Origin of the sequence: Leifsonia naganoensis, assembly GCF_013410615.1 — a bacterium.
Lineage (GTDB): Bacteria > Actinomycetota > Actinomycetes > Actinomycetales > Microbacteriaceae > Leifsonia > Leifsonia aquatica.
This window is the reverse complement of sequence record NZ_JACCHJ010000001.1, coordinates 2268130-2291824: the sequence shown is the minus strand read 5'-3', so window position 1 is coordinate 2291824 and position 23695 is coordinate 2268130. Positions and strand designations below refer to the sequence as shown.

General features: G+C 71.7%; 21 protein-coding genes. 6 read left to right on the top strand and 15 right to left on the bottom strand.

Going from position 1 to position 23695, the window contains the following annotated elements; all coding sequences use genetic code 11:
• Positions 1-51: 51 nt before the first annotated feature.
• The 6 genes from HNR14_RS11115 to HNR14_RS11090 form a co-directional block, all read right to left on the bottom strand.
• Positions 52-4215 carry a metallophosphoesterase gene (locus HNR14_RS11115; RefSeq protein ID WP_179701093.1) on the bottom strand — a complete coding sequence of 1388 codons (4164 nt, stop codon included), beginning with the start codon at positions 4213-4215 and terminating at the stop codon, positions 52-54.
• Positions 4215-6296 (bottom strand): purple acid phosphatase family protein, encoded by a 2082-nt coding sequence (locus tag HNR14_RS11110; protein ID WP_179701092.1) that lies wholly within the window; start codon positions 6294-6296, stop codon positions 4215-4217. Before HNR14_RS11110 ends, HNR14_RS11115 begins: the two co-directional genes overlap by 1 nt.
• A gap of 157 nt (positions 6297-6453) precedes the next feature.
• Positions 6454-7575, bottom strand: coding sequence for a phosphoribosylformylglycinamidine cyclo-ligase (purM, locus tag HNR14_RS11105; RefSeq protein ID WP_179701091.1), 1122 nt, complete (start codon positions 7573-7575; stop codon positions 6454-6456).
• A 42-nt stretch (positions 7576-7617) separates the two neighbouring features.
• Positions 7618-9195, bottom strand: coding sequence for an amidophosphoribosyltransferase (gene purF, locus HNR14_RS11100; RefSeq protein WP_021763721.1), 1578 nt, complete (start codon positions 9193-9195; stop codon positions 7618-7620).
• A gap of 33 nt (positions 9196-9228) precedes the next feature.
• Positions 9229-9603 carry a hypothetical protein gene (locus HNR14_RS11095; RefSeq protein ID WP_179701090.1) on the bottom strand — a complete coding sequence of 125 codons (375 nt, stop codon included), beginning with the start codon at positions 9601-9603 and terminating at the stop codon, positions 9229-9231.
• Between the two features lie 59 nt (positions 9604-9662).
• Positions 9663-10019 carry a sterol carrier family protein gene (locus HNR14_RS11090; protein ID WP_179701089.1) on the bottom strand — a complete coding sequence of 119 codons (357 nt, stop codon included), beginning with the start codon at positions 10017-10019 and terminating at the stop codon, positions 9663-9665.
• 57 nt (positions 10020-10076) lie between these two features.
• On the opposite strand from HNR14_RS11090, the gene purD reads away from it, so the two are divergent.
• Positions 10077-11330, top strand: a complete 1254-nt coding sequence (purD, locus tag HNR14_RS11085) for a phosphoribosylamine--glycine ligase (protein WP_179701088.1) — start codon at positions 10077-10079, stop codon at positions 11328-11330.
• A 76-nt stretch (positions 11331-11406) separates the two neighbouring features.
• Here purD and HNR14_RS11080 read toward each other — a convergent pair whose 3' ends face one another.
• A complete protein-coding gene (locus HNR14_RS11080; protein WP_179701087.1) occupies positions 11407-12651 on the bottom strand; it encodes an FAD-binding protein in 1245 nt (414 codons plus the stop codon).
• A gap of 180 nt (positions 12652-12831) precedes the next feature.
• Between HNR14_RS11080 and HNR14_RS11075 the strand changes: the two genes are divergently transcribed.
• Both HNR14_RS11075 and HNR14_RS11070 read left to right on the top strand, forming a co-directional pair.
• Positions 12832-13284, top strand: a complete 453-nt coding sequence (locus HNR14_RS11075) for a DUF6325 family protein (protein ID WP_021764802.1) — start codon at positions 12832-12834, stop codon at positions 13282-13284.
• 28 nt (positions 13285-13312) lie between these two features.
• Positions 13313-13645, top strand: coding sequence for an SHOCT domain-containing protein (locus tag HNR14_RS11070; RefSeq protein ID WP_218875533.1), 333 nt, complete (start codon positions 13313-13315; stop codon positions 13643-13645).
• A 17-nt stretch (positions 13646-13662) separates the two neighbouring features.
• On the opposite strand, the gene HNR14_RS11065 is transcribed toward HNR14_RS11070, so the two are convergent.
• Positions 13663-14130 (bottom strand): MarR family transcriptional regulator, encoded by a 468-nt coding sequence (locus HNR14_RS11065; RefSeq protein ID WP_179701085.1) that lies wholly within the window; start codon positions 14128-14130, stop codon positions 13663-13665.
• Between the two features lie 53 nt (positions 14131-14183).
• Between HNR14_RS11065 and HNR14_RS11060 the strand changes: the two genes are divergently transcribed.
• Genes HNR14_RS11060 through HNR14_RS11050 form a run of 3 tightly spaced genes read left to right on the top strand, consistent with a single transcriptional unit; the run spans position 14184 to position 16556 of the window.
• Positions 14184-14888: a hypothetical protein gene (locus HNR14_RS11060; RefSeq protein ID WP_179701084.1), complete on the top strand. Its 705-nt coding sequence runs from the start codon at positions 14184-14186 to the stop codon at positions 14886-14888.
• Positions 14885-15619, top strand: a complete 735-nt coding sequence (locus HNR14_RS11055) for an SDR family oxidoreductase (RefSeq protein WP_179701083.1) — start codon at positions 14885-14887, stop codon at positions 15617-15619. Before HNR14_RS11060 ends, HNR14_RS11055 begins: the two co-directional genes overlap by 4 nt.
• Positions 15620-15641: 22 nt before the next feature.
• Complete coding sequence (locus HNR14_RS11050) at positions 15642-16556, top strand: phosphoribosylaminoimidazolesuccinocarboxamide synthase (protein ID WP_179701082.1); 915 nt, start codon at positions 15642-15644, stop codon at positions 16554-16556.
• 87 nt (positions 16557-16643) lie between these two features.
• On the opposite strand, the gene HNR14_RS11045 is transcribed toward HNR14_RS11050, so the two are convergent.
• The 7 genes from HNR14_RS11045 to HNR14_RS11015 form a co-directional block, all read right to left on the bottom strand.
• Positions 16644-18353: a DHA2 family efflux MFS transporter permease subunit gene (locus HNR14_RS11045; RefSeq protein ID WP_179701081.1), complete on the bottom strand. Its 1710-nt coding sequence runs from the start codon at positions 18351-18353 to the stop codon at positions 16644-16646.
• A 13-nt stretch (positions 18354-18366) separates the two neighbouring features.
• Positions 18367-18945, bottom strand: coding sequence for a PadR family transcriptional regulator (locus tag HNR14_RS11040; protein ID WP_179701080.1), 579 nt, complete (start codon positions 18943-18945; stop codon positions 18367-18369).
• 80 nt (positions 18946-19025) lie between these two features.
• Positions 19026-19646 carry a uracil-DNA glycosylase gene (locus HNR14_RS11035; protein WP_179701079.1) on the bottom strand — a complete coding sequence of 207 codons (621 nt, stop codon included), beginning with the start codon at positions 19644-19646 and terminating at the stop codon, positions 19026-19028.
• Between the two features lie 31 nt (positions 19647-19677).
• Positions 19678-20343: a TIGR00645 family protein gene (locus HNR14_RS11030; protein ID WP_313544133.1), complete on the bottom strand. Its 666-nt coding sequence runs from the start codon at positions 20341-20343 to the stop codon at positions 19678-19680.
• A 68-nt stretch (positions 20344-20411) separates the two neighbouring features.
• On the bottom strand, positions 20412-21560 hold the full coding sequence (locus HNR14_RS11025; RefSeq protein WP_343064464.1) for an alcohol dehydrogenase catalytic domain-containing protein: 1149 nt from the start codon (positions 21558-21560) through the stop codon (positions 20412-20414).
• A gap of 11 nt (positions 21561-21571) precedes the next feature.
• Positions 21572-22468, bottom strand: coding sequence for a phosphonatase-like hydrolase (locus tag HNR14_RS11020; protein WP_179701077.1), 897 nt, complete (start codon positions 22466-22468; stop codon positions 21572-21574).
• A gap of 33 nt (positions 22469-22501) precedes the next feature.
• Entirely contained in the window at positions 22502-23656 is a 1155-nt protein-coding gene (locus tag HNR14_RS11015; RefSeq protein WP_179701076.1) for a TIGR03364 family FAD-dependent oxidoreductase, read from the bottom strand.
• Positions 23657-23695: the final 39 nt, after the last annotated feature.

Here is a 23695-nt window from a genome sequence, read left to right as displayed (position 1 = left end):
CCCGGGCCGCGAGGGCCGGGAGACGGGCGTCCTGTGGTGGAGGCGCGTCCGCTACTTCGCCGCCCGCTGGAGGGCGATGATCGCGGTCGGGTAGCGGTCGCGCGCCGAGACGTACACGACGCCCTTCGCGGAGTCGACCGAGACGCCGTAGACCTTGTTGCCGTAGGCGTGGGCGGTGAAGTTCGCGATCTCGGTGAGATCGGCGGCCTTCAGGACGCGCACGCCGCTCGCCTCGAACGTGTCGGTCGAGTGACCGATGTAGAGGCGGCCGGCGGCCGGGTCCACCGCGATGGCGCGGTAGTCCGGCTTCGCGACGGCGAGCGTCTGCAGCAGCGCGTAGGTCGTGGCGTCGTAGACGCGCACTCCTTCCGTGCCCGCGGCGTTGTCGTTCGTCACGTATAGCCGGTTTGCGACGGTGTCGACGGCGATGCCGTGCGACGTCCAGTTCGCGGCGGCCGCGGTGTCGACGGTCGTGATGGCCGCCCCGGTGTTCGCGTCCATCACCTGGAAGCCGGTCTGCCGGGTCGCGCCGAAGACGCGTCCGGTGGCGAGGTCGACATCCATCCCGCGCACGTTCGCCGCGAAGGCGAAGGGCCCGCGCTCGACCGTGTCGGTCTTCAGGTCGAGCACCGCCCAGACCGCGCCGTAGGCGACGTAGAGCTCGCCCTTCGCGCTGTCGATCGCGACGTCCCGGACACCCTCGCCGTCGCCGCCCGGGATGGCGTGCGTGGCGACCAGCTTGTCCGTCGCCGGGTCGATCTCCAGCACCCGTGCCGGGCGCATCTCGTTGCCGACGAACAGGTGACCCGACACCGCGTCGACGACCGAGCCGACCGGCTTCACGTCGAGGTCGGCGTTGTCCGTCGCGGACGGGACCGCCTTCAGCGCGGTCGGCGTGTAGGCGGTGCCGGCCGGCGGCGTGGAGGGGGTGCCCGGGTCCGTGCCGGGGTCGGTCCCCGGGTTCGTGGGGGCGACGCCGTTGCGCTGGCTGATGGTCACGGCCACCGCACTGGACTCCGATCCCGGCGGGTTGAGTCGGAAGTCGCGGTTGGAGACGAAGACGCGCTGGCGCTCCTCGTCCACCGAGATGCCGTAGCCGTCCTTGCCGAAGGCCGGGTCGGCCAGGTCCGCCACCTTCTCGCCCGTGGCGATGCGGTGCACCGAGAACCCGCCCGTGCCTGCGGCCGTGCCGGTGTACCCGACGTAGACGAGGCCGTGGGTGGAGTCGATGTCGAGTTGGCGGGCGTTCGGCCGGGTGACCTTCTCCCATACCTGCGCGTAGTCCTTCTTCGGGTCGAATGCCGCGATGTTGATCGCGCCGTCCGCGTCCTCGAAGTACGCCGTGGTGATGATGCCGGTCTTCGGGTCGGCGGCGACGTAGTAGGAGTCGACCGTCCCGTTGATGACGCCGAGCGAGACACCCGTGCTGGCCTGGAAGACCTCGACGCCCCGCGAGGGGACCGCCCCGTAGACCAGGTCGTTGGCCGGGTCCACATCGATCGAGCGGTTCGACTCGATGAACGTGTACGGCCCGCGGACGATCTGGCCGAAGGTCGCGTCCGCGATGGACACGACGACCCAGTTGCGGTTCTGCTGCCCGACGTACAGGAGCTGCTTCGCGTCGTCGATACCGAGGTCGCGGATGTTCTCCGGCAGCGTCATGGAGCGGGTGACCGCGTCCGTGTCGGGATCGACCTCGAAGATCGCGCGGCTGTTCTGGTCGCCCACATACAGGCGCTTCTTCGACTGCGAGTAGGCAGAGCCCGCGGGGAGCTGCGCGTTCGACTTGTTCACTGACACGACGGAGCCGACCGGGGTGTACTCGAACGTGTCGTCGAGCACGCGCTCGCTGACCGTGACGGCGACCGCGCTGGACTCCGACCCCGGCGGGTTGAGTCGGAAGTCGCGGTTGGAGACGAACACGCGCTGCCGCTCCTCGTCCACCGAGATGCCGTAGCCGTCTTTACCGAAGCCCGGGTCGGCGAAGTCGCCGAGCTGCTTGCCGGTCGCGATGTCGTGGACCGAGAAACCGCCGCTGCCCGCCGCCGTGCCGGTGTACCCGACGTAGACCAGGCCGTGCGCCGAATCGATGTCGAGCTGGCGGGCGTTCGGCCGGGTGACCTTCTCCCACACCTGGGCGTAGTCCTTCTTCGGGTCGAACGCAGCGATGTTCACGGCGCCGTCCGCGTCGCGGAAGTACGCCGTCGTGATGATGCCGGTCTTCGGATCGGCGGCGACGTAGTACGCGTCCGCCGTCCCGTTGATGACGCCGAGCGAGGCGCCCGTCTTCGCGTCGAGCACCTCCACCCCACGGGAGGGGATGGCGCCGTAGACGAGACCGGCGGCCGGGTCCACGTCGATCGAGCGGTTCGACTCGATGAACGTGTACGGACCGCGGACGATCTGGCCGAAGGTCGCGTCCGCGATCGAGACGACGACCCAGTTGCGGTTCTGCTGGCCCACGTAGAGGAGCTGGTTCGTGTCGTCGATGCCCAGATCCCGGATGTTCTCGGGCAGGGTCATCGAGCGCGTCACGGTGTCGGTGTCCGGGTCCAGCTCGAAGATGCTGCGGCTGTTCTGGTCGCCCAGGTACAGCCGCTTCTTCGACTGCGAGTAGGCAGAGCCCGCGGGCAGCTGCGCGTTCGACGTGTTCACGCTCGAGAGCTGCTTGACGACGCGGTAGTCGACGGTCTGGTCCGGGTTCTCGGTGCCGGGATCGGTTCCACCCGGGTCGGGGTTGGGCGTGCAGCCGAGGCACGGCGATGTGTTGCCGTCGATCTTGTCCGGCTTGCTGTCGTCGGTCACGGCCTTGCCCGCATCGTTCTTCACGATGGTGAGGCCGTCGTAGTACTGGCCGTCGGCCGTGCGGGCCTCGTAGCGCAGCTTGTCCCCCGCGACGTCGACCAGCTGGTAGAGCTCGGTGTCGCCCTTGAGCTTGCGCAGGTGGGCGTCGTTCGACGTCCACAGCCGCGGTCCGGCGTTGGAGTACATCTTGCTGCCGACGACGGAGACCGCGTACACGGGGCCGTCATAGTTCAGCTCGCTGTTCCAGCCGGCCGGGAGGTCCTTCTCGGCGGCGTTGCTGTTGCCGCGACCGTAGTTGTGGTCGTGGCCCTGCAGCACGAGGTCGACGTCGTACTTCTCGAAGAGCGGCACCCACGCCTGACGGATGGCCGTGTTGTTGCGGCCTTCGTCGAGCGAGTAGACGGGGTGGTGGAAGTACACCACGGTCCACTTGTTGGGGTTGTCCTTCAGGACCGACTCGAGCCACGCCGTCTGCACGGCGAGCGCCTTCGACTCGGTGATGTTGCTGTTCAGCGAGACGAACCGGACGCCCTGGTAGTCGTTGTAGTGCACGGTGCCGTCGAGGACGGAGGCCGTGGCGGCATCCTTCGGGCCATTGGCCGGGTAGTCGAACTGCGCCTGCCACTGACGGGAGAGCGTGTCACCCTCGTACTCGTGGTTGCCCGCCGCGGCGAGGAAGTTCTGCTCGCCGAACTGGTACCCGGCCGCCTGGAAGACCTCGCCCCACTGGGAGTCGTCGTTCGCCGAGTCGATCAGGTCGCCCGCCTGCAGCACCATCTTGGCGTCGGGCCTGTCGCGGAACGCGTTGCGGATGACGCGGGAGGCGTCGGACTTGATGCCGTTCTGCACGTCGCCGAGGTAGATGAACGAGAACGGCTCGGCGGTCTTCGCGGCGGTCGAGAAGTGCTGCCACTCGCTCCAGGTCGTGCCGTCGCCGACACGGTACTGGTACGTCGTCTGCGGCGACAGGCCGGTGAAGCGGACCGTGTGGTAGCTGGTCTGGTAGCCGAAGCCCGAGTCGATGGTCTCGTTCTCGGCGGCCGGCACGGTGGTGACGTCGGTGCGGTACGCCTCCGAGATCGCCACGCGGATCTCCGCCCGCGCCTGCCCGGAGGTGACGGCGGTGGAGGTGCGCCAGGTCACCGACTGGGCGGTGGAGGCGTCGGCGGCCGGGGTGAGCACGACACGGTCGGGCACCCGGGTGGGGACGTACTGCTGTGCGGCCGGGATGGTGGCGGCGGATGCGGTCTGCGCGACCCCGGCGACGGGGGCGAGCAGTCCGCAGGCCACCGCGACCGTGGCGAGCGCGCCGAGCAGTCTCGGCTTCGTGCGGCGGCGCCGCGACGAGTTCGTCATCGTGTGACGGCCTTTCGGGTCAGGTGTACTCGGGAGGGTGGGGATGGCGGTCATCAGGCCTCGGCTCCGTCCTGCTTGCGGCGGGCGCGGAGCACCACGATGACGCCGCCGGCGAGGAGTGCGGCACCCCCGAGCGCCAGCGGGATGCCGATCGCGAGGGCGTTCGAGCCGGTGGCCGCGAGGTCGCGGACCCCCGTGCTCGGCGATCCGGCGGCGAGGACCGTGAGCGGCACGCTGACGACGGCGCCCGACTCCAGGCCGCGCACCTCGATGCGGTGGGCGCCCGGCGTGGTGTCGGCCGGGATGCGGAGGGTCGCGACGTAGCTGCCGTCGGCCTCCGCAGAGAAGTTGCCGAGGGTGACGGGGTCGCTGTGCAGGGTGACCTCGAGGTCCTCGTTCGCCGCGAAGCCGCCTCCCTTGATCTGCACCGTGCCGCCGGCGGCCACACCGGTCGCGGAGAGCTCGGGGGTCGAGGGGCTGGCCGACGGGGTCGGCTGCGGCGTGGGCTGGCCGGTGGGCGTGGAGGTCGGCGTCGGGGTGGACGTCGGCTCGGGCGTGCTCGTCGGCTCGGGCGTGCTCGTCGGCTCGGGCGTGGACGTCGGCTCCGGCGTCGACGTCGGCTCCGGCGTCGACGTCGGCTCCGGCGTCGAGGTCGGCTGCGGCGTCGCACCGGGCGTCGCCGGGATCGGCAGCTGCGGCGCGGAGTACGCGGCGCGATCCGATCCTGGGCCGGCCGTTCGTGCGGTCGTGTCGTCGGTCACCAGCTTGGCGCCGGCCTTCTTCGTGATGGTGAAGCCGTCGTACAGCTCGCCGGTCACCAGGTGGCTCTCGACGTGCATCTCACCGTCGGTCACGTCGACCGTCTGGTACATCTGCGCGTCGTGGGTCATGCTGCGCAGGTTGGCGCCGTTCGTGATCCAGTTGTTCGACTCGAGCGGGTCCGGGATGTACGCCTTGGGCCCGGCGACCGTCACCATGTAGACCGGCCCGGTCTGGCTGGTCTTCGCGGTCGCTCCTGCAGGCAGGTCCTTCTCGTTCGCGAACAGGTTGCCGCGGCCGTAGGCGTGGTCGTGGCCCGCGAGCACGAGGTCGGTGTCGTACTTCTCGAACAGCGGCAGCCAAGCGTCGCGCTCGAGCTTGTTGTCGCGTCCCGAGGTCACCGAGAAGAGCGGCTGGTGCATGTACGCGACCGTCCACTGGTTCGGGTTGTTCGCGAGCACCTGGTCGAGCCAGGCGGTCTCCGCGTCGAGCAGCGCACCGGGAGCGGCGTTGGCGTTCAGCGAGACGAAGCGGACGCCCTGGTAGTCGACGTAGTAGGTGTTCTCGTCGAAATAGCTCGCGACCTCCGTCGAGCCGGTCGGTCCGTTGCGCGGATATTCGAACTGCGCGCCCCAGTACTTGGTCAGCTGCGGGCCCGGGTAGTACTCGTGGTTGCCGGGGGCGGCGAGCACGTTGAGGTAGCCGTTCTGGAACCCGGCGGCCTCGTTCCAGCCGCCCCACTCGGCGTCTGCCACATCGGTGTCGATGAGGTCGCCGAGGTGCACGACGGCCTTGGCGTAGGGACGTGCCTCGAACGCGGCGCGGAACGTGCGGGAGGCGTACGCCTTGATGTCGTTCTGCGCGTCGCCCTGGATGAGGAAGGAGAAGTCCTGCGCGCCGTCCGCGGCGGTCTGGAACTCGAACCACTCGCTCCAGGTGTCGCCGTCGCCCACGCGGTACAGGTAGCCGGTGGCCGGCGCGAGGCCGGTCAGCGTGGCCGTGTGGTACGCGATGTCGTAGCCGAGGTCGGTCGAGAACTGCACGGTGGTGGTCGCGTCGACGGTGCCGGTGGGGGTGACCGGGCCCTTCGTCAGGGGCGAGAGCTGCACCTTGGCCGCCACTCCCTTGGCCGTGCGCCACGAGACGTTCTGCGTGACGGCCGGGGTCGAGCTCGGCGTGAGGATGACGCGGTCCGGGATGGCGCTCGGCGCGTAGACGACGGCGGGGTTCTCGGCGGGCGGGTTGAGCCCGCCGGCGGCGAAGGCCAGGCCGCCCGCGAAGGTGGCCGCGCCCACGACGGCGGCCACCCCCGCTGCGGCCAGGACCGTTCGGGTCTTCGACTTCGTGAGGGCGCGTGAGAGCGCGGGAGATCTCATCCTGGGGAGGTCCTTCGGGCGGTCGGGTGGGTGGCGCGCGGGGAGGCGCGGCCACGTGCTGCGAGCGCAGCGCCGCCAGCCTAAGGACAGTCTGAGAGAACGTTCAGCTAGTTCCGGAGTCGTTCAGACAAGGTTCATACAGCCCGCTGGGCCACGCCTATCCGGCGTACGTGCCGGTCAGGCGCACCGCGCCGCCGTCGACGCCCTTCGCACCCTGCTCGAACCCGGCGAGGTCGCGGGCCGAGGTCGAGACGGTGCCCACCGGCCAGGTCGGGATGCCGTCGGCCGTGATCGCCGCGGCGACCGCGTCGGCGGCCTCCGGTGCGACGACGGCGAACATCCCGACGCCGAGGTTCCAGGTGCCCTCGGACGACTCGAGCGTGCTGCCCGCGAGGTCGCTCAGGATGCGGAAGACCGGGCTCGGCGACCACGTCGAGCGCTCCACCTCGACCCACGAGCCGACCGGGAGCACGCGGGCGAGGTTCGCCGCGATGCCGCCGCCGGTCACGTGGCTGAGCGAGTGCACGGCACCGCGCAGCGACGGCTCCCGCAGCACGCGCAGCAGCGGGGAGGTGTAGAGGCGGGTCGGCTCCAGGAGGGCCTCGCCCACCTGGCCGCCGAAGTCGTCGGAGTGGTCGGTGAAGCCGATCCCGCGCTGCGCGAGGATGTGGCGCACCAGCGAGTAGCCGTTCGAGTGCAGGCCGGAGGAGGCCATCGCGAGCACGACATCCCCGTCGCGCACGCGCTCGGCGCCGAGCAGCTCGTCCGCCTCGACCGCGCCGACGGCGGCACCTGCGACGTCGTAGTCGTCCGGGCCGAGCAGACCGGGGTGCTCGGCGGTCTCGCCGCCGACGAGGGCGGTGCCGGTGGCCTCGCAGGCGCCCGCGATGCCGGCGACGATCGCCGCGATGCGCTCGGGCACGACCTTGCCGCAGGCGATGTAGTCGGTCATGAACAGCGGGCGCGCGCCCACCACGATGATGTCGTCGACGACCATGCCGACCAGGTCCTGGCCGATGGTGTCGTGCTTGTCGATCGCCTGGGCGATGGCGACCTTGGTGCCGACGCCGTCGGTGGAGGTCGCCAGCAGCGGCCGGCGGAAGTCCTTCAGGAACGAGACGTCGAAGAGCCCGGCGAAGCCGCCCACTCCCCCGAAGACCTCGGGGCCCTGGGTGCGGGCGACGGCGGCCTTCATGAGCTCGACCGCGCGGTCCCCGGCGGCCGTGTCGACGCCGGCGGCGGCGTAGGAGGAGGACGAGGATGCGGTGGGTTCGGTCACCCGCCAATCGTACCGGGCGACGGGGCCGCCCCTCCCCCTGAACTACTCCTGGCGGCCCGGGTCCCCGAAGGAGAGCAGGCGCTCGTACTCGGAGTCCGGTCCCGGCTCGCAGCCGTCGGACGCGGCATCCGCACCGGTGTCGGTGTCGGCGACGGTCTCTTGCGGGCGCTCCAGGAGGTTCTTGCCCAGGTGGTGCGCATCCGGCAGCTCGATCGGGTACTTGCCCGTGAAGCAGGCCGTGCAGAGCAGCTCGCGCGGCTGCTCTGTGGCGCCGATCATGCCGTCCTCCGACAGGTAGCCGAGGCTGTCCGCGCCGATGGACTGGCGCACCTCCTCGACCCCGAGGCCGGTCGCGATGAGCTCGGCCCGCGAGGCGAAGTCGATGCCGTAGAAGCACGGCCAGGTGATGGGCGGGCTGGAGATGCGCACGTGCACCTCGGCCGCTCCGGCCTCCCGCAGCATCGAGACGAGCGCGCGCTGCGTGTTACCGCGCACGATCGAGTCGTCGACCACCACGAGGCGCTTGCCCTTGATGACCTCCTTGAGCGGGTTCAGCTTGAGCTTGATGCCGCGCTGGCGGATGGTCTGCGAGGGCTGGATGAAGGTGCGGCCCACGTACGAGTTCTTGACCAGGCCCTGGCCGAACGGGATGCCGGACGCCTGCGCGTAGCCGATGGCCGCGGGGGTGCCGGACTCCGGGGTCGGGATGACCAGGTCGGCTTCGACGGCGTGCTCGCGGGCCAGCTGACGGCCCATCTCGACGCGGGCCTCGTGCACACCGCGACCCGAGATGGTCGTGTCGGGACGCGCGAGGTAGACGTACTCGAAGACGCAGCCGGCTCGCTTCTCGGGGGCGAAGCGGGTGGTGCGCAGGCCGTTCTCGTCGACGGCGATCAGCTCGCCGGGCTCGACCTCGCGCACGAAGCTCGCACCGACGATGTCGAGGGCCGCGGTCTCGGACGCGACGACCCAGCCGCGCTCGAGCCGGCCGAGCACCAGCGGGCGAACGCCCTGCGGGTCGCGGGCGGCGTAGAGGGTGTGCTCGTCCATGAAGACGAGGCAGAAGGCGCCGCGCAGACGCGGGAGCACCTCCAGGGCCGTCGCCTCGAGCGTGTGGTCGAGGTCGCCGGTGAGGAGCGCGGTGACGACCGCGGTGTCGGTCGTGTTGCCGCGGGTCAGCTCGCCGTCGAGCTCCGGGTACCGCTCGTGCACGAGCTGCATGAGCTGCGCGGTGTTGGTCAGGTTGCCGTTGTGGCCGAGCGCGACGGTCCCGCTCGCGGTGCGGCCGAGGGTCGGCTGCGCGTTCTGCCAGCTGGAGGCGCCGGTCGTCGAGTAGCGTGTGTGGCCGACGGCGATGTGGCCGGTCAGCGAGTTGAGCGCGTTCTCGTTGAAGACCTGCGAGACGAGACCCATGTCTTTGTAGATGAGGATCTTGTCGCCGTCGCTGGTCGCGATGCCGGCCGACTCCTGCCCGCGGTGCTGCAGCGCGTAGAGACCGAAGTAGCTGAGTTTCGCGACCTCTTCACCGGGAGCCCAGACGCCGAAGACGCCGCACGCGTCCTGGGGTCCTTTCTCACCGGGCAGCAGATCGTGGGTGAGAAGACCGTCGCCTCCGGCCACAGCGGACCCCTTTCTCAAGGTGTGTCGTGATGTTCAGCTCTCGGGGGTCGCGGGCCGGTCGCTCTTCGGCTCGTCGCTCTGCAACTCGTCGCCGGGCTCCTCCGCGGGGATGTGCACGTCGATTCTATCGGCCTGAACGCTGCGCGCGCGCCGGGAGGTCGCACGGTCGATCAGCAGCGCGATGAGTGCTCCGAGGGCGACGCCCACGACGACGCAGATCGCGAGCAGGAAGCCGAAGACCGTGCCGCGGTCGTACGTCGGGTTCTCCGGGAAGGCGAAGGTCAGCACCAGGGCGACGATCGCGAACAGGATGGCGCCGGTGAGCATGAACCGGAAGTAGCGCGGCGAACGGTGCACCCGCACCTCCGCCTCGGTGACGGACGCCTGCTCCTCCGGATTATCGGTCATGCGTCCATTCTCCCTTACGCCGCCTGGGTGGACGCCCACCCCGGTGCGGCCCTCCCCCGTCAGTAGCGGAGGGGCAGCAGGCCGTCGAGGGAGGCGCGCTGGCCGGAGGCGTGCACGGAGCCGGAGGCGAGGCCGTCGTCCCAGGAGAGAGCGCCGGAGGCGAGCGCGAGCCAGGTCTTCGGGTCGGTCTCGATGACGTTGGGCGGGGTGCCGCGGGTGTGGCGGGGGCCCGGGATGCACTGGGTCGCGCCGAACGGCGGGACGCGCACCTCGACGGTGTTGCCCGGCGCGCGCTCCGCCAGCAGCTGCAGGAGGTAGCGCACAGCGGTCGCGGTCGTGTTGCGGTCCGCGCCGTCGGCGAGCGCCGCGCGCACCGCGGGGCCGCCTTCGGAGTCGGGGATCTTCGCTCGGGCCATGCGTCCATCCTCCCACCGGGGCGGCGGGCACTCACCGCGGCCCTCTAGCATGGTCGCGTGAAGATTCTCGTCCTCGGTTCCGGTGCCCGCGAGCACGCCATCATCACCGCGCTCCTCGCGGAGGAGGCGGGTCACGAGATCGTCGCCGCCCCCGGCAACGCGGGGATCGCGGCCGACGTCGCGGTCGACACCGCGCTCGATCCGCTCGACGGTGCCGCCGTCGCCGAGTACGCGATCGAGCACGGCATCGAGCTCGTCGTCATCGGTCCCGAGGCCCCGCTGGTGGCCGGGGTGGCCGATCCCCTGCGCACCCGTGGCATCCCCGTCTTCGGTCCGGGCAAGGCCGCCGCACAGCTGGAGGGTTCCAAGACCTTCGCGAAGCGCGTCATGGAGGCCGCGGGCGTGCCCACCGGCCGAGCCGTGCGCGCCGGGACCCTCGCCGAGGTCGAGAAGGCCCTCGACGATCTCGGCGCCCCCTACGTCATCAAGGCCGACGGGCTGGCCGCGGGCAAGGGCGTGCTCGTCACCGAGGACCGCGCCGCCGCACTCGCCCACGCCGAGCACTACCTCACCCAGGGCGGGGTGCTGATCGAGGAGTTCCTCGACGGCCAGGAGGTCTCCCTCTTCCTGGTGAGCGACGGCCACACCGTCCTCCCCCTCAGTCCGGCGCAGGACTACAAGCGCCTCCTCGACGGCGACGCCGGACCCAACACCGGCGGCATGGGCGCGTACTCGCCGCTGCCGTGGCTGCCGGAGACGTTCGTCGACGAGGTCATCGACACCGTCGCGCTGCCGACCGTGCGCCAGCTCGCCGCCGAGCAGACGCCGTTCATCGGCCTCCTCTACTGCGGCCTCATCATGACCGAGCGCGGCATCCGCGTCATCGAGTTCAACGCCCGCTTCGGCGACCCGGAGACCCAGGTCGTGCTCCCGCGGCTCGTCACCCCGCTGTCGTCGCTGCTGTTCGCGGCCGCGACCGGCGCGCTCGCCGGGATGCCGCGCCCCGAGTTCGCGCTCGACACGGCGGTGACCGTCGTGGTCGCGAGCGAGGGCTACCCGGAGGCACCGCTGACCGGCCGCCCGATCACGGGGCTGGAGGAGGCCGCGGGGGTTCCCGAGGTCACCATCGCGCACGCCGCGACGGCCCGCGACGAGTCGGGCGCCCTCGTGGCGACCGGCGGCCGGGTGCTCTCGGTCGTCGCCCGCGGCACGAGCTTCGCCGAGGCGCGCGACCGCGCCTACGAGGCCGTCGGCCGCATCCACCTCGAGGGCTCGCAGTACCGCACCGACATCGCGACCCGCGTCTCCTGAGCATCGAGGCGGCGGATGGTCCGCCGCTTCGGCGCCTCAGCGTGCACTTTGCGCCGCCTCGGCATCTACCGCCGGCTCAGCCGAGCAGGCGGGTGAGGAACGGGTTGCGGAAGCGGCCCGCGGGGTCGAAGCGCTCGGTCAGGGCGCGGAAGTCGTCGAGGCGCGGGTAGAGCGTCGGGACGACGCCGGCCGGGTCGAGGTAGAGCTTGCCCCAGTGCGGGCGGGCGCCGAGCGGGAGCAGCGCATCCTCGAGCACCGGGAGCACGGCCTCCACACCCTCCTGGTCGCGGAACCAGGTGAAGTGGAGGCCGACCACGTCGGTGCCGTAGGCGCTCGACAGCCAGAGGTCGTCCGCCGCCGCGGTCCGGATCTCGCTGATCTGCAGCAGCGGCGCGATCAGCGGGGCGAGCGAGCGGACCGCGTTGATCGCCGTCACCGCGTTGGCGCGCGGCACGAGGTACTCGGACTGGATCTCCTCGCCGTTCGACGGCGTGAACTCGAACCGGAAGTGCGCGAGCCGCTCGCTCCACGGTCCGGGCACGCCGAGCTGCTCGGTCGTGTTGCGCACGTCCATCGTCGCGATCATGTGCCGCGCCTCGGTGAGCGCGGGGGCGCCGAAGAAGTCGTCGCCGACCGGGGTCGGGGTGTCGGCGAGCTCCTTGATCCAGCCGAGGCTCACGGCATCCTCGTCCCAGGTGGTGAAGAGCGAGACGCTGTAGGCCGCCGACGTGACCTCGTCGAACCGGCCCGTGACCGCCTCCCACGGCACACCGCCGAAGAGCCGCTGCCGCACAGTGAACGTCGGGCGGATGTCGAGGGTGACCTCGAGCACGACGCCGAGCGCGCCGAGGGACACGACCGCCCCGTCGAAGTCGTCGTCGCCGCGGCGTAGCTCGACCACCTCGCCGTCGGCGCGCAGGATGCGGAGCCCGGCCACCGCGGTCGCGAGCGTCCCGTTGCGGTCGCCGGAGCCGTGGGTGGAGGTCGCGATCGCGCCGGCCACCGAGATGTGCGGGAGCGAGGCGAGGTTGTGGAGGGCCCAGCCCGCGGCCTCCAGCTCACGGGCGAGGTCGCCGTAGCGCACACCGCCTCCGACGGTCGCGGTGTGCGCCTCCGCGTCGATCCGGACACCGCCCGGGAGGCCGGCGGTGCTGACGAGGAGGTCGTCCGTGTCGGCGAGGTCGTTGAACGAGTGGCGGCTGCCGAGCGCGCGCACCGAGCGGGCGCCCGCGATCAGCTGGCGCAGCTCATCCACGCTGCGCGGGGTCGCGATGCGGCTCGCGGCGTAGCGGTGGTTGCCGGCCCAGTTCCATTCGTCCACGTGGTCCTCCTTCGCACCGGGATGCGGGTCCCGCGTCCCTCGACCGTCCTCAGTCTAAGGATGTGAACGTGCGCATCGCCGACGGGACCCCACCTCGTCCACGTCGGTCATTGCCTCGCCGCACCGGGCACGGGTAGCGTCGGCCCCAGGAGCGGCGTCCGCCGCAGGAGGAGGACCACGGTGGCCGAATTCGAGTACGGACCCGCGGAGTTCATCGTCGCCCAGTTCGACACCGACCTGCCCTCACCCGGGGTCGTCCAGGCCATCCTGGACCTCGTGGCGAGCGGCACGGTGCGGCTGCTCGACCTGCTGATCATCCGGCGGAGCGTCGACGGGAGCGTCGAGCTGCTGGAGCTGGAGGAGATCGGCGACCAGATCGGGATGACCGATGTGCAGCTCGAGGCGAGCGGCCTCGCGGGCGACGACGACGTGAGCGACATCGCCGACCTCATCGAGCCGGGTCGCGCCGGCGCCGTGCTCGTGATCGAGCACCGCTGGGCGACCGAACTGGCCAGCCGCTTCTTCGCGGCCGGGGGCACCGTCGTGCACACCGAACGCATCCCCGCGCCGGTGGTCAATGCGATCGTCGCGGGAGATTTCGACGAAAGCGCGCCCGCGGGCGCGGAAGGCTGAGGAGGACACCATGCCGTTCATCGGACGAATGGGACGCCCGGGACTGCTCGGGCTCGCGGCGCGCACCGCCGTCGTCGCCGGGACCGCGACCGCGGTCTCCGGAGGCATGGCCCGCCGCCAGCAGCAGAAGGCGCAGGACAGCTACGAGCAGCAGCAGTACGAGGCCCAGCAGCAGCAGGCGCAGATGCAGGCGGCCGCTCAGCAGGCCGTCGCCCAGCAGCAGCCGCAACAGGCCGTGGCGGCTCCCGCCTCCGCCGCCGACGACCTCATGGCGCAGCTGCAGCAGCTGGCGACGATGCACACGCAGGGGCTGCTCGACGACACCGAGTTCGCCGCAGCGAAGGCGAAGCTGCTCGGCTGAGCCTCCCCCGCACGGCGTCAGCCCCGGTATCCGGGGTGACCGTCGGGCGTGAGGCCCGTTCCGGCGGACAGCTTCTGGAGCAGCGCAGCGAGAGCGACGCGCTCCTCCGGTTCGAGCGCTGCGAGCACCTCTGTCTGGTGCTCCTCGGCGACGGCGCGCAGGCGGCCCAGCATCGCGCGCCCCTCGGCGGTCAGGGACAGCGCGTTGTTGCGGCGGTCGGCCTCGTTGCGTTCGCGGTCGACCAGTCCGCCCGACGAGAGCTCGTCGAGCAGGGCGACGATCCGGCTCGGCGGCGCACCGAGGGCGTGGGCGACCTCGCGCTGGCTGATCCCCGGCCGCTGGCCGATGATCCGGATCGCTCCAGCCTCCCGTGCACTGAGTCCGAGCTCGGCGACGCGGGCCTGGAAGCGGTCGGCGGCGGACGCGCCGACCTGCGCCAGCAGGAAGGCGGTGCGTGGCGGCACGGCGTCGGAGGAAGGGCTCACCCGACCAGAATAGCTGTTGCGCGTAACGATTACACTGTGTAACGATTACGAACATGAACGATTCATCCCCGACGAGGCGTCCCGGGGGTCCGCCGCTGGGCGGCCTCGCCGTCGTGCACGCTGCGCTCGTCCTCCTCGCCCTCGTCGTCGGGTTCGCCGCTGCAGGGCCGGACGCGTTCGTCTCTCCCTACGCGGGAGCCGCGGCCGTCGCCGCTCACGCTCAGCAGGATCCCGTGGCCATCCGGGTCGTCGCGCTCCTCCAGTTCGGTTCGGCCGTCCCGCTCGGCATCCTCGCGGCCACCGCCTTCGCGCGTCTCCAGCGGCTCGGCGTGCGCGTCCCCGGCCCGTCGATCGGGTTCGCAGGCGGCCTGACGGCGTCGATCCTCCTGATGATCTCGGCGTTCAGCACCTTCCTGCTCTCCCGCCCCGAGCTCACCGCCGACCCGCGGCTCGCCCTGACGTTCTCCTTCGCCGCGTTCGTCACCGGCGGCGTCGGCTACGCCACCGGTCTCGGTCTCCTCATCGCCGGGATGGCCGTCCCCGCGCTCATCCTGCGTCTGGTGCCGCGCTGGCTGGCGTGGGCGGGGCTCGTGATCGCGGCGCTGGCGGAGCTGACCTTCCTCTCGCTCGCGATCGAGCCCCTCCAGTTCCTGCTGCCGATCGCCCGCTTCGGCGGGATCGCGTGGCTCATCGTCGCCGGCTTCCTGTTCCCGACGGACCGCCGGGATGTGCGCGAGCGGAACGGGGCGGCAGCGTGAGCGCCGCGCTCGTCATCGGCGCGAACGGCCTCATCGGCCGGGAGATCTGCCGTGCGCTCGCGGCCGACGGCCACACGATCCTGCCCGTCGCCCGGGACGCGATCGCACTCGACGAGCTGGTCGTCACACTGCGCGCCGAGGGGATCGACTGCGGGGAGCCGATCCCGGTGGATGCCACGGACGACGCGGCCCTCACCGACGCGATCGAGCGGCTGGCGCGGGAGCGGGCGTTCAGCGTCTGCGTCAACAACGTCGGACGCGGCCACCGGCCCGTGCCGCTCGCCGACCAGGATCCGGCGGAGTTCGACGCGATCGTCGCCGTCACCTTCCGCAGCGTGGCCGTGGCGATGCGCTCAGAGCTGCGGGCGCTCCGGGCCATCGACGGGCCACGTGCGATCGTCAATGTCGCCTCGAGCGCCGGCACGGCAGCGGCTCCCGGGATGTCGGCGTACGTCGCCGCCAAGCACGCGGTGGTCGGGCTGACCCGCACGGCCGCCCTCGACGAGGCCCGGGCCGGCATCCGCGTCAACGCCGTGGCGCCGGGCCCCATCGAATCGGGTCCGATCCTCGCGCAGAGCGCGGAGACGCGCGCCCACGTCGGCGCGCAGATGCCCGTCGGGCGGATGGGTCGCGCCGAAGAGGTCGCCGCCGCCGTCGCGTGGCTCGCCTCCCCCGCCGCCTCGTATGTGACGGGCGTCGTCCTGCCTGTGGACGGCGGCAAGTCGGCCTGACGCCAGCCTCTACGATGGACGGGTGAGCGAACTGGCGGGATGGGTCCACAGCTATTCGGGCAAGGTCCGAGACCTCTACGTGCCCGAGGGCGCGACCGGTCTCGATGACGCGGACGCCGTGCTGGTCGTCGCCAGCGACCGCGTGAGCGCGTTCGACCACGTGCTCTCCCCCGGCATCCCGGGCAAGGGCGAGCTGCTGACCGCGCTCAGCCTGTGGTGGTTCGACCAGCTCGCCGACGTGCCCAACCACCTGGTCCCTGACCACGAGCTGCGCCGCGAGGGCACCGACGACCGGACCGTCGAGCGCATCCCGGCAGAGGTCTCCGGGCGCGCGATGCTGGTGAAGCCGCTCGACATGTTCCCGATCGAGTGCGTGGTGCGCGGCTACCTCACCGGCAGCGGCTGGGCGGAGTACCAGGCGAGCCGCAGCGTGTGCGGCATCCCGCTGCCCGACGGCCTGAGCAACGGCGACCGCCTGCCCGAGCCGCTCTACACCCCCGCGTGGAAGGCGCCGCTCGGCGAGCACGACGAGAACATCAGCTTCGAGCGCACCATCGAGCTCGTCGGCCCCGAGATCGCGGACGAGCTGCGCCGCCTCTCCCTGCAGGTCTACTCGCGCGCCGCGGCCATCGCCGAGCAGCGCGGGGTGATCATCGCCGACACCAAGTTCGAGTTCGGCGCCGACCGCGCGACCGGCGAGATCACGCTGGCCGACGAGGTGCTGACGAGCGACTCCAGCCGGTACTGGGATGCGCAGGTCTACGCGACCGCGCCGACCGCCGAGGAGCGGATGGCCAGCTTCGACAAGCAGATCGTGCGCGACTGGCTCGCGGCGAACTGGGACAAGTCCGGTACGCCTCCCGAGCTGCCCGCCGAGATCGTCGAGCGCACGACGGCCCGCTACCGCGAACTGCTGGAGCGGCTGACGGGCGCCTGACGCGATCCACCGCGCAAGCGCCCCGAACACGACGAAGCCCTCCCGCCGATCGGCGGGAGGGCTTCGTGCTGGCGGAGCGTCCGGGCGTCAGTCCGTGACGGGCGCGGCGTGGAGGCCGTGCGGCGGCTCCTCGCCCTCGGACAGGTCCGTCGCGGGCGGGACGTCGGCGGCGTGCGACCCGTGCACCACCGCGTCGACGGGGACCGGGGCGGCGTGCGAGCCGTGCGCTCCGACGGCGGCAGGAGCGCCCGAGGGAGCATCCGCGCCGGCAGCGGCGGGAGCGCCGGCGGCGGCAGCGGCAGCCGCATCCGCGCGCGGGCCCCACGCCGGCGGCTTCGGCTTCGCCCACCACACCACGATCAGCGCACCGAGAAGGGCGACGGCCGCGGGCAGGAGCAGCGCCTCCGACATCGCCTGGGTGAACCCGGCGTGCAGGAACTGCGGCAGTTCGGTCCCGGCCGAGGCCTCGGTCGGCGTCGCGCCGCCCGGAGCCTTCGGCAGGTCGACCGCGAGACGGCTGGAGATGAGGGCGGCGATGGAGGCGCTGCCCAGCACCGCTCCGACCTGGCGGGTGGTGTTGAACACGCCGGAGCCAGCCCCCGCCTGGTTCATCGGGAGGTTGCGGGTGGCCGTCGTGGAGATCGGGCCCCACACACCGGACATCGCGACACCGAGCAAGGCGCTCGGCGCGAGCAGCCACCAGATGGAGACGTCGGGGGTCAGCAGACGCGAGTACCAGAACAGCGAGCCCGCGAACAGCAGCAGGCCGACCGTCGCGAAGTAGCGCGGGTTGATCCGGTCGATCAGCTTGCCCACGAACGGCGCCAGGACGCCGGAGAAGATCGCCATCGGGGCGAGCATCAGGGCGGACTGGGTGGGGGTGAGGGCCCGCACGGTCTGGAAGTAGAACACGAGCGGCAGGGCCATGCAGGTGACGGCGAAGCCGACGGTCGTGATCGCGGCGTTCGAGAGCGAGAAGTTGCGGTCGCGGAACAGCGCCAGCGGCAGCAGCGGCTCCTTCTTGTTGAACGCCTGCCAGACCACGAACGCGATCAGGACCACGATGCCCGAGATGATGAGCCCCCAGACGGTGATCGGGCCGGTGATGGTCCCCCAGTCGTAGGTGCCGCCCTCCTGGATGCCGAAGACGAGCAGGAACATGCCGACCGCGCTGAGGATCACGCCGAGGATGTCGAAGCTGTGGGTGTGCGTCGGCAGCTTGGGCACGAGGCGGGCCGCGAGGATGAACGCGACGACGCCGACCGGGACGTTGATGAAGAAGATCCACTCCCAGCCGAGGCCGTCGACGAGCACGCCGCCGAGCAGCGGGCCGATCAGGGTGGCGACACCGGCGACGGCGCCCCACAGCCCCATCGCCGCACCGCGGCGGTCCGGCGGGAAGATGCGGGTGATGACGGCCATCGTCTGCGGGGTCATCAGCGCGGCGCCGAGACCCTGCACGACACGGGCGGTGATGAGCATCCCGATGCCGCCACCGGGCATCACACCGGAGAATCCGCACCAGGCGGAGGCGAGCGTGAAGATCACGAGGCCGACGAGGTAGAGGTTCTTCGGACCGAACCGGTCACCGAGGCGACCAGTGATGAGCAGGGGGACGGCGTAGGCGAGGAGGTAGGCGCTGGTCACCCAGATGACCGCGTTGTAGTCGGTGCCGAGGTCGAGGCCCTTCATGATCGCCGGGTTCGCGACCGACACGATGGTCGTGTCGATCAGGATCATGAAGAACCCGATGACCAGGGCCCACAGTGCGGGCCACGGCTTCAGTTCTTTTTCCATGGTGTCTTTTCTCTCAGTGCTGCTTCTGGTCGTCCCAGGAGATCTCTCCCGAGACGAGGTCGTCGATGAGGGCCTCGAGCGTGGCCACGTCGGCCTCCGCCATCGCGCGCAGGTAACGCACGTCCATCCAGTACCGGGCGGGGAGGCCTTTGTCCACGAGCTTGCGGATCGCCTCGTCGAGTGTCCCGATGTCCTCGCGGATGTGGGAGACGCGCTGGCGCAGTAGGGCGACGACGGTCTCGGCGGAGAGATTGTTGGACTCCCCCAGCCCGACCGGGAACTCCGGATACTCGTTGACGGGTGTGCCGATGATGTCGGCGATCCGCTCGCGGAGGGCCTGCGTGCCCTCGGCGGTGATCTCGTAGGTGGTGCGCTCGGGACGGTTGCCCTCGCGCTCGGTGCCGGTCGCCCGGACGAGGCCGTTGCCGGCCATCCGATCGACCGTGTGGTAGAGCGAGCCGGGGCGTACCTTGACGAGCCGGTCCTCCGAGCGCTGCACGAGGGTCTGGTACATCTCGTACGGATGCGTCGGCCCCTCGGCGAGCAGCGCGAGCGCCGCCACGGCGAGCGGGGTGAGGGGGGTTGGTGTCATGGGTGTTGTTCCGGATCGATTGTTCCGCTGTGATTATTCCACGTGGAATAGTAGGTCGTGAAGGATTCGGATGTCAACCCTCAGCCGCGCATGCCCGCATTCACGGCCAGCAGCTGCTCGGTGAACTGGCGCGCGCCGCCCTGAGCGGGGTGCCGGATGGCGGGTGCGTCGACGCCGGCGACCGCGAGCGCGCCCTGGGCTTTGCGACCGACGGCGACGACGGTCTCCACGCCGAGGGCGCGGATCAGCTCCAGCGCGACCGGGGCGCCGGCGCGCACCTCGGCGGGGCGCGGAGTGCGGTTCGTGTGCGGGTCGCCCGGTACGAACGGGTGGTGCGGGTAGACCGGCCAGGAGAGCGGGAGCGGCCCCTCCCACGATCGGAAGGCCGCCCACACGTCCCGGCTGGACGCCTCCCACGGCGCCTGCGGCTCGGGAGGCAGTTCGAGCGCGGCGAGCTCGGGCGTGACCGCGGCCTCCACCTCGCGCACCGACGTGAACGGGACGCCGGTGATCGTCATCCCGCGCCATCCCGGAGCCTCGCCGAGCAGCAGCACCGGGGCGTGCGGCATCGCGAGGTAGCGGCGCAGGTTGCGCTCCCGGCGACGTCCTTCGGGGTCTTTCCCGTACAGCGCCTCAGCGTCGGGCGGCACCGGCACCTCGGCCAGCAGGCGGAAGAAGGTCGCGAAGGGGTCGTCGCTCATGCCTCCACGATGCCACCCGGCACCGACGGCGTCAGTGGCCGGCGTCGGACTTCTTCGACATCCGGTCGATCGCGGCGAGCGCCACGGCGGAGAGGATGAAGACGCAGTGGATGAGGACCTGCCAGAACACGCCCTGGGACGTGTAGGTGTCGCCGGTCACGTTCTCGGCGCCCGGAGCCCCGAGGTCGCCGACCTCGATGAACGTCTTGAGCAGGTGGATGGACGAGATGCCGATGATCGCCATCGCGAGCTTGACCTTGAGCACGTTGGCGTTGACGTGCGACAGCCACTCGGGCTGGTCGGGGTGCCCGTCGGTGTTGACGCGGGAGACGAAGGTCTCGTAGCCGCCGATGATCACCATGATCAGGAGGTTGGCGATCATCACGACATCGATGAGGCCGAGCACGGCGAGCATCACCGCGGCCTCGTCGATGTGGCCGCTGACGATCACGTCTTCGGCGAGATGCCACAGCTCGACGATGAACACCCAGACGTAGATCGCCTGCGCGACGATCAGCCCCAGGTAGAGGGGAGCCTGCAGCCAGCGGCTGAAGAAGATCAGCGAGCCGATGGCGCGGCTCGCCGGCCCGGGCTGCCGGTGCTGCAGCGACGGCGACGGCGGGCTCGGCGGCACGGGCGGCTGCGCCTCGGAATCGGTGGTGCGGGGACGGGTGGTCGGGTCGACGGTCTCGATCACGGGGGTTCCTCACGGGGTTCGGGAGCTCGATCCTAGAGAACCGAACATGTGAGAACGCTCAGGAAAGGTTACGGTCGCACGCCCACCCGCGGGTGCCCGGTCGCGGCGAGCGCCGCATCCACCTCCTCCAAGGGGAAGACGACGCCCACCTGCTCGGCGAACGGGTAGCGGCGGCCACCGTCGGCCAGGAAGCGGACCGCCTGCTCCAGGTGCCGCGGCGCGTAGTTGTGCACGCCGCGGATGGTGAGGAGGCGGCGGACGAGCTGCTCGGGCGAGACGGCGAGGTCGGGGCCGGGAAAGACGGAGCCGACGAGCACCAGCACGCCGCCGACGTCGACCGTCGCGAGGAGGGAGCGGACTGCGGCGGCGGTGCCGGAGAGCTCCAGGGCGACCGTCGGCGCCGCGGCACGGCCACCGGCCTTGCCGAGCGCCGTCGCGAGCCCCGTGGCCGAGTCCGCGGAGGCGCGCGGATCGACGATGGCGGCCGCGCCGAACGCAAGGGCCGCCTGGCGTCGCTCGGGGACGGGGTCGCTGACGACGACGCGCGCGCCCGCCTCCGTCGCCATGGCGGTGGCGGTGAGGCCGAGCATCCCGGCCCCGGCGATGAGGACGAGGGCGCCGTCCAGCGGCACGATCTCGGAGGCCGCCTCGAGCGCGGCCGCGACCGTCGCCGTCGAGCACGACGCGGGGGCGAGCACGGCGGCGGGGAGGTCGTCCGGAACCGGGACGATCGGGGTGCCGTCGAGGATGTGGGCGTGCGTGGCGAAGCCGCCCGAGAGCTCCCAGCCGCGGCGCATCCGCTCGTGGCCGTACTTCTGCAGGTTCAGACACCGCTGCGGGAGGCCGCGGCGGCAGCGCGCGCACCGCCCGCAGGGCACGGCGACGGACCAGACGACCCGCTCGCCGAGCGACACCCGGTGACCGTCGGTCGTCTTGGCGCCGCCGCGGCCGAGCGCGACGACGCGGCCGACCTGCTCATGGCCGAGCACCAGCGGGGTGGGCGCCGAACGGTGCCCGAGCACGGTGTGCACGTCGGAGCCGCACACGGTGGCGAGCTCCACCTCCACCAGCACATCACCCGGCGCGAGACGCACGCCCGGGACGGCGACCGCCTCGTGGCGGTGGCCCTCGCCCGGCCACACCATGGCCGTCGCCGACGGGTACACGCTGACCCCCATCCCCAGGCTCGCCGGCGGCGCGACGACGCGAGGGGTCACGGCTTTGATCGTCACCGGCCGGCCGGCCCGTCCGCGCGGGCGAGCGCTGCGTCGTCGTCGAGCTCGACGTCGTCGACGAGGGCGTCCTCGTCGTCGAGCGCGTCCTCGTCGTCGATGTCGGCGAGGTCGTCCTCCTCGTCGTCGTACTCGGCGTCCTCGTCGGCGAAGCCCAGCAGCTCGGCGAGGTCGGCGACGCTGTCCACGACGGCGTCGGCTCCCGCATCGAGCAGGGTGCGCTCGTCGTGCGACCCGCTCAGCACACCGACGACGAGCCCGGCGCCCGCGGCGATGCCGGAGGCGATGTCGCTCGCGGTGTCGCCCACGACCACCATGCCGTCGACCGCGGTCGTCCCCGTGCGCAGCACGGCCGTGAGCGGGAGGTCGGGGTACGGTCGGCCGCGCCCCGCCTCGTCGGCGCTCAGCGTCACGTCGGCCAGGTCGGCCCAGCCGAGGGCGTCGAGCACGACATCGAGGGTCGCGCGGGAGAACCCGGTGGTGAGCACCACGGCGACGCCCGACTCCCGCAGCAGGCCGATGAGCTCCTCCGCACCCGGGACGGCGCGCACGCCCTCCGCGGCGACGAGCTCCGCGTACGTGGACTCGAAGACGGCGTTGGCGTGCTCGGCCTGGTCGTCGTCGCCGGTGAGGGCGCGGAAGACGGCCGCCTTCGACTGCCCCATGGTGCGGTGCACGTACGCGAGCGCGGCGGTGCGCTCCTCCTCGGAGGAGGTCAGGCCCGCGGCATCGGCGGCACGCGCGAACGCACGCTCCACGAGACCGTCGTCGACGACGGTCGTGCCGGCCAGATCGAGCACGACGAGCTCGAGATCGGCGAGCTCCTCGTCCTCCTCGGGCTCGATGATGGCGGTGTCGTCGAACTCGCTGGTTATGCGGCCGTCAGGGGTCACGGTGGTGCCTTTCTCGTGTCTCGTGCAGACGTGTCAGTGGGCGCGTGCGCCGGCGGTCGCCAGCACGCCGGGGGCGGAGGCGAACAGCTCGTCGACGACGCGGTCGGCGAGCCCCAGCCCGGTGGTCATCCCGATGCCGGTCATCACCGACACGACGCGCACGTCGGGCTGCGGCGCGGCGACGAGGAACTCGTCGGGGGCGGACGCGTACACGCCCTGCCAGCGCTCGCGCACGCGGAGGCGGTCGGTGCCGAAGAGGGCGCGGGCGCGCTCCAGCAGCAGTTCGAAGGCCTCCTCCGATTGGAAGGGCGGGACGTCCGAGCCGAGTCGGTGGGTGTCGCCGACGAGGAGCGAGCCGTCGGACCGCTGCGTGTACATCTGATTCACGTCGAGGGCGGCGAGCGCGGGATGCTCCGCGGCCAGCCGCTCGCGCACAGCGTCGGCGCTCGGCGTGCGGGCGAAGCCGGGGTAGCGCACCAGCGACCAGCCGGTGAGGAGCGGGGCGGCGAGCGGGTGGTCCAGCTCGGCCTCCACGAGCATCATGTCCAGGCTGCAGCGCACCATCCCGTGCGCCTCGGCGACACCGGGGAAGAGCTGCTCGACGTCGTGGTTGACCGCGACGACGACCGCGTCGGCGGCGAGACGTCCACGGGAGGTGTGGACCGTGCCGGTCTGCACCCCGCCGACGGCGGTCTGCCAGTAGAAGTCGACGCCATGCGCATCCAGCCAGCGGACGATCGCGGGCGCCGCCTCGCGCGGGTCGACCTGCAGATCGGCGGGCAGGAAGGCGCCGCCCATCGCGACGCCGTCGGCGACGGGGATGCGCTCCCGCACCTCCGCCGGCGTGAGCATGCGCACCTGCCGGCCGCCGCGCTGCTCGCGGAACTCCTCGAGCACCGCCAGCTCGTCGGGCGCCTGCGCGACGACGACGGTGCCGGACTCCCGCAGCCAGAACCCGGCCTCCGGAGCGAGCGTCAGCCACAGCTCCCGCGCCAGCTCTGCGTAGGCCCTGGCCTCCCCGTCCTGCCCCGTCACGCACAGGTGGCCGAAGTTGCGCACGGACGCCCCGTAGGGTCCGGAGGCGCGGTCGAGGACGGCGACGGTCAGCCCACGGCGCAGCGCCGCCACCGCGTGACCGAGGCCGACGATGCCGCTGCCGACGATCGCCAGATCGTAGTGCCTGCCCATAGCGCCCCTCCTGTAGGGCACACGCTAGGCGCCGGGGAC

Bases quoted from the DNA above. Each gene is read 5' to 3' on its own strand.
- HNR14_RS11060 (WP_179701084.1), top strand. From the start codon at position 14,184: ATGAACGATTCATCCCCGACGAGGCGTCCCGGGGGTCCGCCGCTGGGC.
- HNR14_RS11115 (WP_179701093.1), bottom strand. From the start codon at position 4,215: ATGACCGCCATCCCCACCCTCCCGAGTACACCTGACCCGAAAGGCCGT.
- HNR14_RS11040 (WP_179701080.1), bottom strand. From the start codon at position 18,945: ATGACACCAACCCCCCTCACCCCGCTCGCCGTGGCGGCGCTCGCGCTG.
- HNR14_RS11035 (WP_179701079.1), bottom strand. From the start codon at position 19,646: ATGAGCGACGACCCCTTCGCGACCTTCTTCCGCCTGCTGGCCGAGGTG.
- HNR14_RS11015 (WP_179701076.1), bottom strand. From the start codon at position 23,656: ATGGGCAGGCACTACGATCTGGCGATCGTCGGCAGCGGCATCGTCGGC.
- HNR14_RS11045 (WP_179701081.1), bottom strand. From the start codon at position 18,353: ATGGAAAAAGAACTGAAGCCGTGGCCCGCACTGTGGGCCCTGGTCATC.
- HNR14_RS11070 (WP_218875533.1), top strand. From the start codon at position 13,313: ATGGGACGCCCGGGACTGCTCGGGCTCGCGGCGCGCACCGCCGTCGTC.
- HNR14_RS11090 (WP_179701089.1), bottom strand. From the start codon at position 10,019: ATGGCCCGAGCGAAGATCCCCGACTCCGAAGGCGGCCCCGCGGTGCGC.
- HNR14_RS11095 (WP_179701090.1), bottom strand. From the start codon at position 9,603: ATGACCGATAATCCGGAGGAGCAGGCGTCCGTCACCGAGGCGGAGGTG.
- HNR14_RS11110 (WP_179701092.1), bottom strand. From the start codon at position 6,296: ATGAGATCTCCCGCGCTCTCACGCGCCCTCACGAAGTCGAAGACCCGA.